Annotated in this window: 17 protein-coding genes; 11 read left to right on the top strand and 6 right to left on the bottom strand. The window is 62.7% G+C overall.

The features are described from left to right. Positions 1 to 69: 69 nt before the first annotated feature. The gene (locus ABM428_RS06325) at positions 70 to 762 is read left to right on the top strand and encodes a metal-dependent hydrolase (RefSeq protein ID WP_289091240.1); all 693 of its coding nucleotides are present in this window, start codon (positions 70 to 72) and stop codon (positions 760 to 762) included. Between the two features lie 6 nt (positions 763 to 768). Here ABM428_RS06325 and ABM428_RS06320 read toward each other — a convergent pair whose 3' ends face one another. Genes ABM428_RS06320 through ABM428_RS06310 form a run of 3 tightly spaced genes read right to left on the bottom strand, consistent with a single transcriptional unit; the run spans position 769 to position 2282 of the window. Further along, complete coding sequence (locus ABM428_RS06320) at positions 769 to 1203, bottom strand: hypothetical protein (RefSeq protein ID WP_353628300.1); 435 nt, start codon at positions 1201 to 1203, stop codon at positions 769 to 771. Next, positions 1200 to 1820 carry a DUF5671 domain-containing protein gene (locus ABM428_RS06315; RefSeq protein WP_168592421.1) on the bottom strand — a complete coding sequence of 207 codons (621 nt, stop codon included), beginning with the start codon at positions 1818 to 1820 and terminating at the stop codon, positions 1200 to 1202. The genes ABM428_RS06320 and ABM428_RS06315 overlap by 4 nt, the downstream gene beginning before the upstream one ends. Positions 1821 to 1826: 6 nt before the next feature. Then, positions 1827 to 2282: a nucleoside deaminase gene (locus ABM428_RS06310; protein WP_353628299.1), complete on the bottom strand. Its 456-nt coding sequence runs from the start codon at positions 2280 to 2282 to the stop codon at positions 1827 to 1829. A 64-nt stretch (positions 2283 to 2346) separates the two neighbouring features. Here ABM428_RS06310 and ABM428_RS06305 point away from each other — a divergent pair, with 64 nt between their 5' ends. The 10 genes from ABM428_RS06305 (at position 2347) to dtd (ending at position 10836) form a co-directional block, all read left to right on the top strand. Continuing rightward, entirely contained in the window at positions 2347 to 3354 is a 1008-nt protein-coding gene (locus tag ABM428_RS06305; RefSeq protein ID WP_353628298.1) for a pseudouridine synthase, read from the top strand. A gap of 97 nt (positions 3355 to 3451) precedes the next feature. After that, positions 3452 to 3682, top strand: a complete 231-nt coding sequence (locus ABM428_RS06300; protein WP_005852271.1) for a hypothetical protein — start codon at positions 3452 to 3454, stop codon at positions 3680 to 3682. Between the two features lie 3 nt (positions 3683 to 3685). After that, complete coding sequence (locus ABM428_RS06295) at positions 3686 to 4573, top strand: 5-bromo-4-chloroindolyl phosphate hydrolysis family protein (RefSeq protein WP_009826473.1); 888 nt, start codon at positions 3686 to 3688, stop codon at positions 4571 to 4573. A gap of 36 nt (positions 4574 to 4609) precedes the next feature. Further along, a complete protein-coding gene (locus tag ABM428_RS06290; RefSeq protein ID WP_353628297.1) occupies positions 4610 to 5785 on the top strand; it encodes a toxic anion resistance protein in 1176 nt (391 codons plus the stop codon). A gap of 26 nt (positions 5786 to 5811) precedes the next feature. Then, positions 5812 to 6771: a DUF2927 domain-containing protein gene (locus tag ABM428_RS06285; RefSeq protein WP_050766222.1), complete on the top strand. Its 960-nt coding sequence runs from the start codon at positions 5812 to 5814 to the stop codon at positions 6769 to 6771. A gap of 33 nt (positions 6772 to 6804) precedes the next feature. Continuing rightward, complete coding sequence (locus ABM428_RS06280) at positions 6805 to 7923, top strand: SPFH domain-containing protein (RefSeq protein ID WP_132996916.1); 1119 nt, start codon at positions 6805 to 6807, stop codon at positions 7921 to 7923. Between the two features lie 42 nt (positions 7924 to 7965). Further along, on the top strand, positions 7966 to 8520 hold the full coding sequence (locus tag ABM428_RS06275; RefSeq protein ID WP_132996917.1) for a cytochrome b/b6 domain-containing protein: 555 nt from the start codon (positions 7966 to 7968) through the stop codon (positions 8518 to 8520). Between the two features lie 66 nt (positions 8521 to 8586). Further along, on the top strand, positions 8587 to 9717 hold the full coding sequence (locus tag ABM428_RS06270) for a TFIIB-type zinc finger domain-containing protein (protein ID WP_132996918.1): 1131 nt from the start codon (positions 8587 to 8589) through the stop codon (positions 9715 to 9717). Continuing rightward, a complete protein-coding gene (locus ABM428_RS06265; RefSeq protein ID WP_132996919.1) occupies positions 9714 to 10388 on the top strand; it encodes a nitroreductase family protein in 675 nt (224 codons plus the stop codon). The genes ABM428_RS06270 and ABM428_RS06265 overlap by 4 nt, the downstream gene beginning before the upstream one ends. Position 10389: 1 nt before the next feature. Then, the gene (gene dtd, locus ABM428_RS06260; RefSeq protein ID WP_132996920.1) at positions 10390 to 10836 is read left to right on the top strand and encodes a D-aminoacyl-tRNA deacylase; all 447 of its coding nucleotides are present in this window, start codon (positions 10390 to 10392) and stop codon (positions 10834 to 10836) included. A gap of 60 nt (positions 10837 to 10896) precedes the next feature. Here the strand turns inward: dtd and ABM428_RS06255 are convergent, their stop codons facing one another. Genes ABM428_RS06255 through ABM428_RS06245 form a run of 3 tightly spaced genes read right to left on the bottom strand, consistent with a single transcriptional unit; the run spans position 10897 to position 15610 of the window. Continuing rightward, positions 10897 to 12087, bottom strand: a complete 1191-nt coding sequence (locus tag ABM428_RS06255) for an HlyD family type I secretion periplasmic adaptor subunit (protein ID WP_353628296.1) — start codon at positions 12085 to 12087, stop codon at positions 10897 to 10899. After that, entirely contained in the window at positions 12084 to 14306 is a 2223-nt protein-coding gene (locus ABM428_RS06250) for an ATP-binding cassette domain-containing protein (RefSeq protein ID WP_353628295.1), read from the bottom strand. The genes ABM428_RS06255 and ABM428_RS06250 overlap by 4 nt, the downstream gene beginning before the upstream one ends. Continuing rightward, positions 14303 to 15610, bottom strand: coding sequence for a TolC family protein (locus ABM428_RS06245; RefSeq protein ID WP_373276852.1), 1308 nt, complete (start codon positions 15608 to 15610; stop codon positions 14303 to 14305). Before ABM428_RS06245 ends, ABM428_RS06250 begins: the two co-directional genes overlap by 4 nt. Positions 15611 to 15659: the final 49 nt, after the last annotated feature.

Below are 15659 nucleotides of genomic sequence, written 5' to 3'. Positions count from 1 at the left end.
CGCCGGAGGCTCCCCAAAGCGGCATCACGCGCTACAGTCCGCTAAAGACACGGAATAAGGGAGACCCAAATGGATATCATCTGGCTAGGCCACGGCAGCTTTCGCATCGAGATCGAGGATCAGATTCTGCTCATCGACCCCTGGCTCACCGGCAATCCGATGCTGGACGACGCGCAGCACGAGGCCGCATTGGCAGGCGTGACGCAAATTCTGGTGACCCACGGGCATTTCGACCACACCCAGGACCTCAAGATGGTGGCCGAGAAAACCGGCGCGCCGGTTGCAGGCATGGTAGAACTGATGGGCTATTTCAGCGCGCAGGGCGTGGAGAACACCACCGGCTTCAACAAAGGCGGCACCATCCGCTGCGGCAAGGTCAATGTAACCATGGTCCCTGCGTCACATTCCTCTTCCGTCGATGGGGACGCGGGGCCTGTCTATATGGGGGCCGAGATCGGCTTTATGATCAAAGGCGAAGGCCGCACGATCTATGTCTCGGGCGATACGGATATTATGGCGGATATGGATTGGATGGGCGACTACCATAAACCCGATATCGGCATCCTCAGCGCGGGCGGCCATTTCACTATGGATATGGCCGGTGCGGCCTATGCGGCGAAACGGTATTTTGACTTCAAGACCGTCATCCCCTGCCACTACCGCACCTTCGACGCGCTTGAACAATCGGCGCAGGTGTTGATCGACGGCTTGCCCGGCGTGGATGTGATCGAGCCCGAGGTGCTTAAACCGATCAGCCTGTAAAACGGCCTAGTTCACAAAACCGGCGCGATCCCCGATGAAACAAAGGGTGTCGTTGGCGCGCAGGGCGATGGCGTCTTGATCAAACGCAGCTTTGCGCGCCTCTGCCGGGTCAAGCGCCAGTGTGGCGCAGACCTCGAACGCGGTATCGCTGAGGCGCTGATAGGCGTAAGGCGCGCCCGTTGCAGGGTCGCCTTGGGTCAGCACATCGCGCAATCCGGGCCGCATGCCGGAACAATAGCTGTCATCCGCAAGCGCTTGCGGCAATGGTTTGCCCGGGTGACCAAGGCACATCAGATGCGTGTGCAAGGTCCGCAGATCGCTGAGGCGCTGACTGTCCTGCTGGGCGAGCCTTGCGTGCTGCGGGCCACCCACCACGACCAGGCCGCCAATGATAGCACCGCCAACCAGCACAGACATGCACATCAGCAGCACCTTGTTCACGCCGGGGCCTCTTCGCGCAGATCGCGCAGATAATAGGCAAAGATGCCCCCGGCGACGACCAGCACCACCAGCGCCTTGAGCACGAACTGCGCCGTCAGATCACCGGTCAGCAGCGCATAGATGGTGGCAATCGAATCCCCTAACATCGTCAGCGCGGCCAAAAGCAGGCCGATGTAGATCATCCATTTGCGGATCGCAGAGCGGTACAGCGCAGGGTCGCGCGCCAGTTTCCGCCGCTCGCGCAAGGTCAGCCACAGATACATCGGTCCGGTCACGATCAACACCGCAACACCCCAGCGGATCGACCGGTCGCTGCCGCCGTCGCCCGTGGCAAAGACCACATCGACCAGCGCCTGTAATACGACAACCAGATTGAACGCGCCAAGGATCAAGACGCAGAACGTCAGCGCATAGGTAAAGAAGTCCCGCGCAGACACCGTCGCCACAGGCCGCGGAATGGGCGGAGAGAACGGCATCTCGTCCCAGCCGTTCAGCGCATCCTGCACCTCGGCGCTGCGCCAGCCCGCATGGGTCAGCGCGGCTGTGATCTCGGCCCGTGACTTGCCTGCGGCCAAGGCGTCGCGCACGAAAATGCTCAGCTCGTCCCGTTGGGCCATATGGGTCTATCCTTTTCGTTTTTCTGCAAAAAACGCCTTTAGCAGATCTTCGCTTTCGGGCGCTGCGATGGCGTCATAGACGTCGGGGGCATGGTGACATTGCGCGTGGGAAAACACCCGCGCCCCCTGCGCCACACCGCCAGACTTGGGGTCTGACGCACCGTAGTACAAGCGTGCCACCCGCGCGGCAGAGATCGCGGCGGCACACATGGCGCAGGGTTCCAGCGTCACATAAAGCGCGTGCCCGCCCAGCCTTTCGGACCCCGCCGCCGCACAGGCAGCACGGATCGCCAACACCTCGGCATGGGCGGTGGGATCGTTCAGCTCGCGCGTCCGGTTGCCCGCCTGCGCGACGACCTGTCCGTCGGGGGCCACGATGACCGCGCCCACGGGCACTTCACCGCGGGCAGCGGCGGCGCGAGCCTCTTCCAGCGCTTGGGACATATAGGACGTAAACCTCATACACCTCTCTTGCCCGCAAACGCCGCCCTTTCGCAAGCGCGGGAAACAGGGTAAGCGCTGAAGTATGAGCGCAGATACACCCTCCCAGCCCCCGAAATCCGGCACCCCTCCCGGTGACCGCATTGCCAAAGTCCTGTCCCGTGCCGGCATCGCCAGCCGCCGCGAGGCCGAACGCATGATCGAGGCCGGTCGCGTGCGCGTCAACGGTGCGCAGATCGATTCGCCTGCGTTGAACGTGACGCCTTCGGACGCGATCACCGTCGACGGCAAACCGGTGGGCGAGCCCGAACCGCCCCGCGTCTGGCTGTTCCACAAGCCCACGGGGCTGGTCACCACCAACCGCGACGAAAAGGGCCGCGGCACGATCTTTGACGATCTGCCCGAAGACATGCCCCGCGTCATGAGCATCGGTCGGCTTGACCTCAACTCCGAAGGGTTGCTGCTGCTGACCAATGATGGCGAGGTCAAGCGCCGCCTCGAACTGCCCTCGAACGGGTGGCTGCGCCGTTACCGCGTGCGCGTCAATGGCCGCCCCACCGACGATATGCTCGAACCGCTGCGCAAGGGCATCGCCGTGGATGGCGAGGATTTTCAGCCGATGACGGTCACGCTGGACCGGCAACAAGGGGCGAACGCCTGGCTGACCGTCGGGCTGCGCGAAGGCAAGAACCGCGAGATCCGCCGCGCGATGGAGGCGGTGAACCTGTCGGTGAACCGGCTGATCCGCACCAGCTATGGCCCGTTCCAGCTTGGCGAGCTGAAAACCGGCGAGGTCGAGGAACTCAAGCGCAAGGTGGTCCGTGACCAGCTGGGCCTCGAGATTGCCGATACCACCGGCACCGCGATCAAGAAAAAGCCCGCGCGCATTATCAAGCGCAAGGCCCGCAAACCCGGAGAGCCGGGCCCTGGTCGCCCCGGTCTGCCCAAGGAACCCGGCGATAAGACCGCGACAGGCAAGACCATCCCCGGCAAGCCCAAGCCCGGCTATGGCAAGTCCAAGCCCGCACGCCCCGCGTCCGACCCCGCGCCGCGCAAGTTCGGCACCCGCGTAAAATCCACCCGTAAACCCTGATTTCTGTGGGTTTACGGCCCTTTGGCCGCTACTTTTGCGTGCGTGACCCTAGCGGGTGGCGGGCACTGCGACTATATGTCGTGCAAAGGAAGGTCCGATGGGTCGATTGCTTGTCTTTGTCGCCACGCTGGCGCTGATTGTTGCGTTTGTCGCCGTTTTGGTGACAATCATCGCAAGGATTCTGGACGCGGGCCGTCGTGCATCGACACCAGCGCATGGACAGGAGGTTTATCGCCCCATGGCACCGACACCGTTTCAGAAAATCACCTATGCCGCGCTTGTTGTCTTGCTGTTCGGTGTCTCTACCGGCTGGCTCGGGGGGCTTTGATCCATGGCACAGCGCTTTGGCGGTAAATACAGCAATCATGACACGAACGGCAGCACGCCGCCTCCGCAGGGCACCCGTGCCAAACGTATAGAGGTCGACCCCGCAAGCGGGCGGGCCAAAATCTTGTTCATCCCCGCCATTCCGCTTGTGTTCATGTCGTTGAACGACGGGGCGCAGGGGCTTGCATTGGGGCTGCTGGCGGCGGCGACGTTGACCGGTGCCGCATGGATGCTGCGCGAGGGGCTGAAAGCCGAAGCCGCTTATACCGCGCGCAAGGTTGCCGAACGCCCCGCCCTGCCGCGCAAGATCATCGCCAGCCTGCTGACCGGTGCCGGCGTGGCGCTTGCAGCCTACAAGAATGACCCCGGACTGGCGGCCCCTGTGCTTTATGCGCTGGCCGCGATGGGGCTGCATGTGTCGGCCTTTGGCATCGATCCGCTGACATCCAAAGGGATGGAGGGCGTGGACAGCTTCCAGAAAGACCGCGTCGCCCGTGTCGTGGACGAGGCGGAAAAACACCTTGCCGCGATGAACACCGCCATTGCACGCGCTGGCGACCGCAAGGCGCGCGACCGGCTGGCGCAGTTTCAGGACACCGCCCGCACCCTGATCCGCACTGTGCAGGATGATCCGCGTGATCTGACCGGTGCGCGTAAATACCTGTCGGTCTATCTGCTGGGCGCGCGTGACGCGACAATCAAGTTTGCGGATATCTACGCCAGCACCGGCGATGCGCAGGCACGCGCCGATTATCTGGCTTTGCTCGATGATCTGGACAAAAACTTTGCCGCGCGCACCCAAAAATCGCTATTGGAAGACAAGACCGACCTGAACATCGAAATCGACGTGCTGCGCGAGCGGCTTTCCCGAGAAGGCGTGCGTCTCGACTGACGCGCCCCGCCCCAAGAGCATAGGAATACTTGAAACATGTCTGATACCGTTCGTGACAAAGCGACCCAATCCGTAGCACTGGTGGAAGAGGTCAACGCGCAGATCCTGCCCGACCCCGCCCCTGCGGATGCCGTCGTCTCGCTTGAGAAAGCCGATGCGCCACAATCGGCAGAGATCAAAAGCCGCATGGCAGAGATCGACATGGGCGACACGCAGTCGATCATCGGTTTCGGGTCCGGCGCTCAGGCCGAGTTGCAGGAGATCAGTCAGGCGATGTTGCAGGACGTGCGCAACAAGGATGTGGGCCCCGCCGGTGACAGCCTGCGCACGATCGTGACAACCATCCGCGGTTTTTCCGTGTCCGAGCTGGACGTACGCCGCGAACGCAGCTGGTGGGAACGTCTTTTGGGCCGCGCGGCCCCCTTTGCCAAATTCACCACCAAGTTCGAAAAGGTACAGGGTCAGATCGACCGCGTCACGGACGAGCTGCTGACTCATGAACATACGCTGCTCAAGGATATCAAATCCCTTGATATGCTGTACGAAAAGACGCTGCAGTTCTATGATGAGCTCGCGCTTTATATCGCCGCGGGCGAGGCCAAGCTGGCAGAGCTTGACGCGACCACAATCCCCGCCAAACAGACAGAGGTCGACGCCGCACCAGAGGCGGATCAGGTCATGGTCGCACAGGAACTGCGCGACATCCGCGCCGCGCGGGACGATCTGGAACGCCGTGTGCATGACCTGAAACTGACCCGTCAGGTGACGATGCAATCGCTGCCCTCGATCCGCTTGGTGCAGGAAAACGACAAGTCGCTGGTGACCAAGATCAACTCGACCCTCGTGAACACCGTGCCGTTGTGGGAAACCCAGCTGGCGCAGGCGGTCACCATCCAGCGCAGCGTCGAAGCCGCCGCCGCCGTGCGTGACGCCAATGACCTGACGAACGAGCTGCTGACCTCTAACGCGCAGAACCTGCGCGAAAGCAACAAGGTCATCCGGACCGAGATGGAACGCGGCGTCTTCGACATCGAAGCCGTCAAACAGGCCAATGCCGACCTGATCGGCACCATTCAGGAATCGCTGCAGATCGCCGACGAAGGCAAGGCGCGCCGTGCCTCTGCCGAGAAAGACCTGCAAGAGATGGAGGCCAATCTGCGCGACACGCTGGCCTCTGCCAAAGCGGCCAAGCCAGCGTCCCCTGCGGCATAACCCCGTCACAACCTGGAGCGCGCGATATGGTATGGCAACGGTTGGGGCGAACAGGATGGATCGGCACGGCGGCTGTGGTCGCCGCGCTGGCCGCCTGCACCCCGCAGCCCCCTGTTGAACCGACGCTGAAACCCATCGCGCGCCCCGACACGCCGCCGGCCCCGCCCCCCGTGGTGGCCAAGCCCACGTCGCAAAAAAGCGCCAAGCTGCGCAGCTATTTCAACCAGGTGCAGCAGGCCCAGTTGAGCCAAGGATTGCTGCGCCGGGATGGTGGCGGGCAGGACACGCCCTTTACAGCCGACATGCTGGTGCGCAACTTTGAACAGATCGCTTTTTACAACGAATATAACGCCACCCTGACCGGACGGGGCGATAAGACCCCCATGCGCCGCTGGGAACGCCCCGTCCGGATGGAGGTCGTCTTTGGCGACAGCGTTCCCCCGTCCGAACGTGACCGCGATGCGGCCTCGATCCGCGACTATGCCACCCGCCTCGCCGCCACGACGCAGCATTCCATCACCGTCGGCGGCAAGCCGAACTTTATGGTGATTATCGCGGGCGAGGATGACCGCCCCGCCGCCCTTGCCCAAGCCGCCGAACGCATCCCCGGTGTGACCGCCGAAAGCCTTGCCGCGCTCAGCGATCTGCGCCGCGATACCTATTGCATCGTCGCCGCATATGCCGGTGGCGCGGACCCAAGCACCTATACCGCTGCCGTCGCCGTCATCCGTGCCGAGAACCCCTCGCTTATGCGGCTGTCGTGTATCCATGAAGAACTTGCGCAGGGTCTTGGCCTTGCCAACGACAGCCCCACCGCACGCCCGTCGATCTTTAACGATGACGATGAGTTCGCGCTGCTCACCCGTCACGACGAGCTGCTGCTGAAAATGCTCTATGACCCGCGCTTGCACGCCGGCATGACCGCCGAAGAGGCAACCCCCGTGGCCCGCAAGATCGCGTTCGAACTGATCGGCGGGCCCGTTTAACCCGCCACCGACCTCCCCCGAAAGGACCAAGACATGGGTATTCTCGATTTTCTCTCTGGCCAATTTATCGACGTTATCCATTGGACGGACGACACCCGCGACACGATGGTGTCCCGGTTCGAGCGCGAAGGCCACGAGATCAAATACGGGGCCAAGCTGACGGTGCGCGAAGGGCAAGCCGCTGTCTTTGTCCACGAAGGTCAGCTGGCGGATGTGTTCACGCCCGGCCTTTATATGCTTGAAACCAACAACATGCCGATCATGACATCGCTGCAGCATTGGGATCACGGCTTCAAAAGCCCTTTCAAATCCGAGATCTATTTCGTCAACACCACCCGTTTCAACGATCTGAAATGGGGCACCAAGAACCCGATCATCGTGCGCGACCCTGAATTCGGCCCCGTGCGCCTGCGTTCATATGGCACCTACTCTGTCAAAGTGTCGGACCCCGCGCGGTTCCTGACCGAAATCGTGGGCACCGATGGTGAATTCACCATGGACGAGATCAGCTATCAGATCCGCAATATCATCGTGCAGGAATTCTCGCGCAGCATCGCGCTGTCTAATATTCCGGTCATGGATATGGCCGCCAACACCCGTGAACTAGGCAAGCTGGTGAGCACCGAAATCTCGGCCACCATTGCAGAATACGGGCTGACCATCCCCGAACTTTATATCGAAAACATCTCGCTCCCCCCCGCCGTGGAGGAAGTGATGGACAAACGGTCGTCGATGGGGGTGATCGGGGATTTGAACAAGTTCACGCAGTTCCAGGCGGCAGACGCATTGGGCCGCGAGGGCGCTGCGGGCGCAGCAATGCAGACCGGTCTGGGCGCCGGATTGGGCATGCAGATGGGCCAAGCTGCCGCCGCGCAGGCAGGCCCGTGGGGCCCGCGCCCCGCGGCTGCGGCCCCCGCTGCACAGACGCCCCCGCCCCCGCCGCAACCTGAAAAGGTCTGGCATCTGGCAGAGAACGGCCAGACCAAGGGCCCGTTTTCAAAGGCCGCATTGGGCCGCATGGCCACGGATGGCGGGTTGACCCGCGAGACCTATGTCTGGACCCCCGGTCAGGATGGCTGGCTTAAAGCAGACGATGTGGCCGAGCTGGCGCAGCTCTTTACCGTGCTGCCGCCCCCGCCGCCTCCTGCGTAAGGCTCTGTGAAACTTGGAACGGGCAAGGCGCGTGTCTAGGCTATGACCCCACGCCGTCGCCCCTTGCTGCCCCACCGTCGGACCCTGATGAAGCTTTTGCATTGGGGCATGGTGCCGCTGTTTGTCTGGTTCCTGCTGGTGCAGCCGGCGGATGTGGCGCGGATCGGGCCTGCGGCGGTGCGGTTCCATTCGGTCATGGGCTTGGTCTTTGTCAGCGCGGCCCTGCTTTGGTGGGTGTCCTACATGCGGCGCGGCTTGCTGGGACGCCCCGGCCCCAAGCTTGCGGGCTGGGCCCGTTGGCTGCATCCGGTGCTACATAAGACCCTGATCTGGGGTATCTTTGGCGTCGCCCTCACAGGGCTGCTGATCGGGGTGACCTCGACCGTGCAGCTTTGGGCCGGTGGGATTGTCCCGATTGCCGTGCCTCTTGATATGCCACGCGCCAACGACCTCGTCGGGCTGATCCACAGCATCGAATTCTACGCTCTTGCAGGCATCGCGCTGGCCCATGCCGCATTTCACATCTGGCGTCACCTTCGCCTGCGCGACAACGCCCTGCGCATCATGGCCCCTAAAGTGCTGCACCGTTTTTTGTGACCCTGCTCTGGCGGCAGGGGGCGCACTGCCCTATGTCTGGGGCAGGCCTGACCAAAGGACAGCTCTATGCCCGCCAGCACCGGCTTTGACGACCCCGACCTGCCCCCCCCACCGACCGAGGAACACCGGTTCCCCTGTGACACCTGCGGGTCCGATCTGCGGTTTGATCCTGAAAGATATCTGCTGGTCTGCGACCACTGCGGCAATACCGAAGAGATTTCAGGCACGCGCGGCCTGCATACCCCGATCGCCGAGCTGGATTTTCAAGCCGCACTGGCCAGCGCTCTCCCCCAATCGCAGATGGAGGATACACGGGTCACAACCTGCCCCAACTGCGCCGCACAGGTAGAGTTCGACCCCGGCAAACACGCCACCGAATGTCCGTTCTGCGCGACCCCTGTTGTGATCGATACAGGGGTGAACCGCCATATCAAACCCCGCGCCGTGCTGCCCTTTGGCCTGACCGAGGATACAGCACGCGATGCCATGACCGACTGGCTGGGCAGCCTGTGGTTTGCCCCCAATGGCCTGCAGGAATACGCGCGCAAAGGCCGCAAGATGCAAGGCATCTATGTGCCCTACTGGACCTATGACGCCGACACGCGCTCCAGCTATTCGGGCGAAAGCGGCACGGTCTATTACGTCACCCAGACCGTCATGCGCGACGGCAAACGCGTGCAGCAGCAGGTGCCGAAAATCCGCTGGCGGGCGACTTCGGGTCGGGTGGCGCGGTTCTTTGATGATGTGCTGGTGCTGGCGTCGAAATCGCTCCCCAAACGGTTCACCGATGCGTTGGCCCCGTGGGATCTGGCGGCCCTTGAACCCTATGCCCCGGAATACCTCGCCGGGTTTCGCGCCGAAGCCTATGCGGTGACGCTTGATGAAGGCTATGCGCAGGCACGCGAGGTGATGGACGCGATGATCCAGCGCGATGTGCGTTTTGATATCGGCGGCGACCGTCAGCGCATCCACAATATCCAGACGCAGGTCAGCGATGTGACGTTCAAACATATCCTGCTGCCGGTCTGGCTGGCAGCTTACAAGTACCGCGGCAAGACCTATCGTTTTGTGGTCAACGGCCGCACAGGCAGCGTACAGGGCGAACGCCCCTATTCCGCTGTGAAAATCACCTTTGCCGTGATCCTTGGCCTGATTGTCGCCGGGGTCTTTGGCTATTTTATGGCGCTCCAGAAATGACCCAGATCGATACATTCACCGACATCCTGCGCGCGCGTTCTTCGTGCCGCGCCTTTCGCCCCGATCCGGTCGACGACGCGCTCATCACCCGTATCGTCGACGCAGCGCGCCACGTGCCGTCGTGGTGCAATGCGCAGCCTTGGCAGCTCACCATCACCAAAGGCGCCGCGACCGACCGCTTCCGCGACGCCTTGGCGCTAGAGATTGCGAAGGGCACACCCCCCGCCCCCGATCTGGACTGGCCGACCTCTTACAGCGGCGTCTACGGCGACCGGCGGCGGACCTGCGGGTTCCAGCTTTATGACGCCGTCGGGATCGAGAAATCGGACCATGCGGGCCGCATGGCGCAGATGATGCGAAACTATGCGTTGTTTGACGCGCCCCATGTGGCGATCGTGACCTCCCCGGCCGAGCTTGGGGCCTACGGGGCGATGGACAGCGGCGGCTTTGTCACGGCATTTACACTGGCGGCAACGGCGTTTGGGGTGGCCACCATCGCCCAGGCCGCTATCGCTGCCTATGCGCCCACCGTGCGACAGCATTTCGACCTGCCGCAAGACCGCCTGATCCTTTGCGCGATTTCCTTTGGCTATGCGGATGACGCGGCACCGATCAACCGGTTCCGCACGCAGCGGGCCGCCCCTGAAGACATCATTGATTGGAAATCCTGATATGCGCGCACTCCTACAACGCGTCAGCAACGCCTCCGTCACTGTCGACGGCCAGATCATCGGTCAAATCGAACACGGGCTGCTGATCTTCGTCTGCGCCATGCCCGACGACACACATGCGACCGCGCAAGGACTGGCACAAAAGATCGCCAAGCTGCGTCTGTTCAAGGATGATGCTGGCAAAATGAACCGCAGCCTGCCGGATACGGGCGGCAGCGCGCTGATTGTCAGCCAGTTCACCCTTGCCGCCGATACCTCCCGCGGGACCCGCCCCGGTTTCTCGCGCGCCGCCAAGCCCGATCAGGCCAAAACGCTATATGAAGATTTCGTCGCCTGCGTCGACGCCCTTGGCATTCATGTCCAAACCGGTTCATTCGGGGCCGATATGTCCGTCGCGCTCACCAACGACGGCCCCGTCACCCTCTGGCTCGACACAGAAAACCCCTGACCTTCCAAATGGAAAAAATCCTCGGGGGGTCAGGGGGGCAGACAGCCCCCCTTGTCCCGCCTACGGCTCCCGAAACGCCTCTTTGGACTTGTAAAGCGGCTTCAACAGATACTGCAAAACCGTCTTTGACCCTGTGTGCAACTCCACGCTTGCCTGCATGCCGGGTCGGATCTGCAAAGACGCCTGCCGCGGGGTGAGGTGTTCTGTGTCCACCTGCAACGTGACCTTATAGTGCGGATCCCCATCCGGCGCGCGGGATCGTTCGTCCTTGAACGTATCCGCCGAGATCAATTTGACCGTGCCTTTCAACGTGCCATAGATCGTATAGTCATAGGCCGACAGCTTGACTGTCGCCTCTTGGCCGGGGCGCACGCCGGCGATGTCTTCGGGCTTGACCCGGGCCTCGACGAAAAGCTCTTCGTCCAGCGGGATGATCTGCAAAATCTCCTCGCCCGGGCGCACGACGCCGCCGATGGTGGTCACGCTCAGGTTGTTGACGATGCCGCGCAGGGGGCTGACAAGGACGGTGCGGTTCAACTGGTCCGTGCTCGCCTTGAGGTTCTGTTTCAGCGTCGCCAGCTCTTTAAGCACATCGGAATATTCCTGCGCACGGTCCAGCTCTGTGCCGGTGACGATCTCGTCCAGCTTGATCCGCGCATCCGCATGGGTCTTGCGCGCGCGCGTCACCTCGATCAGCGAAACGATCTTTTTCTTGAGCATATTCTCAAGCAGCTCACGCTCTTTCGTGGCTTCGGTCAGCACCCGCCCCGCCCCTTCGGAGCGCGAGACAAAGTCCGATTGCCGCGCTTTCAGCAATGCCCGTTCAGAGGCGACGATATCTGGCGTGCGCGTGGCATAGGCGTCGGGCACGTCAAAGTCGTACTGTCCGGCCAGCTCTGCCTCCAGACGCAGACGGCGGATTTCAAAGGCGCTGATCTGGTCGCGCAGGTCGTCCACGGCAGATTGGAACTGGGTACCATGCAGACGGGCCAACACGTCGCCCTTCTCCACATGATCGCCCTCGCCGACGGCAAGCTCTGCCAGAATACCGCCTTCAAGGTTCTGGATGATCTGGGGTCGCGAGCTGGAAATCATCGACCCTTCGGCACGCACGATTTCGTCGACCCAAGCAAAGGCAGCCCACAGCAGGAAGACCAGCACCGATGCACCGCAGAGCCAGATCACCATGGACGGCCCGCGCATCTGCCCCGTCATCTGCGCGCCCAGTGGCGTGGTGCTAAGACTGCTCATGCGACGTGCCCCTTCTGTCCCGCCAGATGGGCAAGCACTTTTTCCTTAGGCCCGTCGATGGTCATGCGGCCATCCTGCAGCACCAGCGTGCGTTCGGTCAGCGCAAGGATCGGGGCGCGGTGGGTCGCGATGATCGCGGTGCGCCCTGCCATCCAGCTTTGTAACCGCGAGACCAGCGTTGCCTCCAACCTTTGGTCCAGCGCTGCTGTGGGTTCGTCCAGAAGGCAGATCGCCGGATCCTGCAACCACAGGCGCGCCCAACCGATGGATTGACGCTGCCCGATGGACAGGCCCGCGCCCGCGTCCTTGATCTCTAGGTCCAGCCCCTTGTGGTGGTTGCGCACGAAAGGCCCCAGACCTGCGAAATCAAGGGCGGCGTGGAGGCGGTCGTCGTCGCGTTCCAGCATGGTGAGGTTCAGGTTGTCGCGCAGCGTGCCCGAGAACAGGCGCACGTCCTGTCCCAGATAGCCGATCAGCCGGCGCAGATCGCGCGGCTCAATCTGGCCCAGCTCTGTGCCGTCCACCAGAATGCGCCCTTCGGTCGGGGCATAAAGCCCGCTGAGCATCTTCAGCAGTGTCGATTTGCCCGATCCATTGGCCCCCAGCACGGCGACATGCTGCCCCGGCTGGATCAACATGGCTTTGATGTCCACCGTCGGGGCACCGTCATCCTCGTAGCGGAAGATCACGTCGCGCAGTTCGAACTGGCCTTTCAGCTTTTCACGGCGCAGATAGGTGCGCGCCTCTGCGGTGTCCTGCGGCGCGGCGACAATCGCGTCGAGCCCGTCAAGCGCGCCTTTGACATTGCCCCACCGCGCCATCGTGCCCGACAACTGCGTCAGCGGCCCCAGCGTCCGGCCCGTCAGGATACCGACCGCGATGATCGACCCCACGGTAAACTCCCCCGCGAACACCAGATAGGTGCCCACGATGACCGCCGCGACATAGGTGGCCTGCTGAACCCCTTGGCTCCAGAACGTGAGGAAGGACGCGAGCTTGCGTTGCTCTGACGATTTGACGGACGACAGGGTGTTCAGCTCGGTCCACAGGCGCAGCACGCGGTCCTCTGCCCTTTGGGTCTTGACCGTATCAAGCTCGAATATCGCCTCGTGCAGCAGCCGGGAGGATTTGGTCGACGCGCCTTGGGTCTCCTGCGTCAGTTGGATCGCTTTCTTTTGCAGAAAGAACCCCGGCACAAGCATCAGGATACCGCCAAGCACCAACACCCACACAACATTCCCCGCAATGCTGGCCACGAGGAAGAGGAACACGAAGATAAAGGGGATATCCGCGATCGTGCCAATGGTCGACGCGGTAAAGAATTCACGCACCGATCCGAATTCGCGCATCGCGGAAAACAGCTGGTTCGGGGCTTGGCCGCGCGTGTCGGACCGCATCCCCAGCAACCGGCGCATCAGGATGTCCTGCACCGACAGCTCGATCTGCCGCCCTGCCCCATCCATCAAACGCGCCCGCGCCATCTTGAGGAAAGCTTCCATGAGCAACGCGAGCCCCGCACCGGCGGCGAGCACCCAAAGCGTCGCTTCGGACTGATGCGGGATCACGCGGTCATAGACCTGCAAGGAAAACAGCGCCACAGCGACGGCCAGCAGGTTGGCCACGAAAGACCCCGTCGCGACCTCTATCAGCTGGCGACGAAAGCGCGGGAACTGCCCCCAGAACCAATGCGCAGGCGCGCCATCGGTCTTATGGGTTTCGGCCACCGTTTTCAGCGAGGCTTCGGCCCGCAGGATCAGCCCCGCAAAGAAGGGTTTGAAATCGCTGATCGGCACCATCGCGCGATTGTCGGTGCACGTCGTGTCATACAGGATCAGATCGCCACGCTGCTGCCCCATGACAAGCAAGACCTGCCCCGAGGTCATATAGGCCAGCGCAGGCCACATATCCTTAGAGATCCCCCGCGCCCGGCTGACTTGTGTCACCAGCCCTGCGCTTTCCATCCCGCGGGCCAGTGCTTCGGCTTCTACCTGCGGATCATTGCCCTGCAAGGGGGCGGTGGCGACGATTTCAAAGATGTCGCGTGGCGCGGTGGTGACGCCCAGCAGTCCGGCATAGATCGCGGCCAGTTTGGCCCGCGCCATCAGACGGTCTTCGGGGCGGTTGGCGTTCTCTGCCTTGGGCCGGGCTGCATCCGCCGCCGCCATCCGACCCTGATTGCCGTTGGTGATTGTCAGCGTAAAGGTCGGCTTCTGGGTCAAATCGCGCTCCCGTCCGCCAACACGCCCTGTATCTGCGCCATCTCGATCTTCAGACGCACGGCCTCGTACTTGAGGCTGATCTGCGACTGCTGCTGACGCGCATAGGTCTCGTAGACGCCGACGACATCCATAACCTGACGCTGACCGGCGTCATATTGTTCCTGAAACAGGTCAAGGTTGCGTTTGGCCTGCGCCGCAAGGGTCGCGGCCTCGGCAGCCTGACGGGTCTTGGCGCTCAGCTGTTTCTCCAGACGGCGCAGCGCGCGGTTGGCATCCTCGACCGATTGCCGGACCTTGCGGGTCGCGGTTTCCTCGGCCATGGACGATGCATCAAGCGAGGCTTTGGTGCCCAGACCCAGAAGCTGATCCGATTCAAGGGTCAGCCCTGCGCCGCCCCCTTCACCGATGGTCGCACCCGCCGACAGCCCCGGCAGCAATCCGGCGCGTTCCACCTTGGCGGCGGCGATGGCGCGGGTCTTTTCGGCCTCGGCACGCACCACGGACAAAGGCGCACCGGCAAAGCTGTTCACGGGCACTTCGGGCAAGCCGTGCAGCGTATCCAGCGGGCGGATCGACATGGCGTTCAGCTCGGACATCGACGTGGCTTCGCGTTCGACGGAGGCATCAAGCGTGGCGCGGATTTCAAGGAGCTTCTGGCGCAGGATCGTCAGGTCGGACACATCGGACACGCCGCCTTTGACCCGTTCCTGCATCACCCATTCGAAATGCGTCATATCCTTAAGCGCGATACGGTTCAGCGCGGCGGTATCGCGCGCCTCGATCGCATTGGTGTAGAGCTTCAGCGCGGTCGCCACGCGGTCGTTCGTATCTTGCGCCAGCGACACGGCAGCGACCTCGACATCGGCCACGGCAAAGGCGCGTTCACCCGCACGGCGGCCATTGTCAAACAGCACCTGATCCACCACCAGATTGGCCGCCAGCGACCCCAAGGATGTCAGGCTGACCTGCGGCCCGATCTTGGGCAACCAGTTCTTGCTTGCGGCTTCCGAGCGGAGGGTGGCGGCGCGCAGCTCTGCCTCGGCGGTGCGGCTGTTGGCGGCCAACACGGCAGAGGCCACCTGATCCGACACGGTGTCATCGGGCAAAACAGAAGACCGCAGCGCCAGACCCTGGATGATCTGGCTGTCTGCGGTGATTTTTTCGGCGTAGGTGGGTTTGATCGCCTGCGAGGCATCGGGGGTGCGGAACCGGGTAACGATGTCAGATTGCATCAGGTCACCGGGCATCATGCCGCTGCCGAAATCCGACATGCAGCCGGATAGGGCCAGCGCTGCTGCGCACATGCCCCCTGCCCGTTTTACACTCTGCCTCATTATCCTGCCCTTAACGTGC

Source organism: Sulfitobacter sp. TCYB15, from assembly GCF_040435955.1.
Lineage (GTDB): Bacteria > Pseudomonadota > Alphaproteobacteria > Rhodobacterales > Rhodobacteraceae > Sulfitobacter > Sulfitobacter pontiacus.
Note: the sequence above shows the minus strand (reverse complement) of the source record. Positions and strands in the feature narration are given on the sequence as shown.

What these genes read in the sequence shown, in the direction of transcription:
- ABM428_RS06285 (WP_050766222.1), top strand. Translation starts at nt 5,812, where the DNA reads ATGGTATGGCAACGGTTGGGGCGAACAGGATGGATCGGCACGGCGGCT.
- ABM428_RS06265 (WP_132996919.1), top strand. Translation starts at nt 9,714, where the DNA reads ATGACCCAGATCGATACATTCACCGACATCCTGCGCGCGCGTTCTTCG.
- ABM428_RS06295 (WP_009826473.1), top strand. Translation starts at nt 3,686, where the DNA reads ATGGCACAGCGCTTTGGCGGTAAATACAGCAATCATGACACGAACGGC.
- ABM428_RS06270 (WP_132996918.1), top strand. Translation starts at nt 8,587, where the DNA reads ATGCCCGCCAGCACCGGCTTTGACGACCCCGACCTGCCCCCCCCACCG.
- ABM428_RS06290 (WP_353628297.1), top strand. Translation starts at nt 4,610, where the DNA reads ATGTCTGATACCGTTCGTGACAAAGCGACCCAATCCGTAGCACTGGTG.
- ABM428_RS06305 (WP_353628298.1), top strand. Translation starts at nt 2,347, where the DNA reads ATGAGCGCAGATACACCCTCCCAGCCCCCGAAATCCGGCACCCCTCCC.
- ABM428_RS06280 (WP_132996916.1), top strand. Translation starts at nt 6,805, where the DNA reads ATGGGTATTCTCGATTTTCTCTCTGGCCAATTTATCGACGTTATCCAT.
- ABM428_RS06325 (WP_289091240.1), top strand. Translation starts at nt 70, where the DNA reads ATGGATATCATCTGGCTAGGCCACGGCAGCTTTCGCATCGAGATCGAG.
- ABM428_RS06300 (WP_005852271.1), top strand. Translation starts at nt 3,452, where the DNA reads ATGGGTCGATTGCTTGTCTTTGTCGCCACGCTGGCGCTGATTGTTGCG.
- ABM428_RS06255 (WP_353628296.1), bottom strand. Translation starts at nt 12,087, where the DNA reads ATGAGCAGTCTTAGCACCACGCCACTGGGCGCGCAGATGACGGGGCAG.
- ABM428_RS06310 (WP_353628299.1), bottom strand. Translation starts at nt 2,282, where the DNA reads ATGAGGTTTACGTCCTATATGTCCCAAGCGCTGGAAGAGGCTCGCGCC.
- ABM428_RS06315 (WP_168592421.1), bottom strand. Translation starts at nt 1,820, where the DNA reads ATGGCCCAACGGGACGAGCTGAGCATTTTCGTGCGCGACGCCTTGGCC.
- dtd (WP_132996920.1), top strand. Translation starts at nt 10,390, where the DNA reads ATGCGCGCACTCCTACAACGCGTCAGCAACGCCTCCGTCACTGTCGAC.
- ABM428_RS06245 (WP_373276852.1), bottom strand. Translation starts at nt 15,610, where the DNA reads ATGTGCGCAGCAGCGCTGGCCCTATCCGGCTGCATGTCGGATTTCGGC.
- ABM428_RS06275 (WP_132996917.1), top strand. Translation starts at nt 7,966, where the DNA reads ATGACCCCACGCCGTCGCCCCTTGCTGCCCCACCGTCGGACCCTGATG.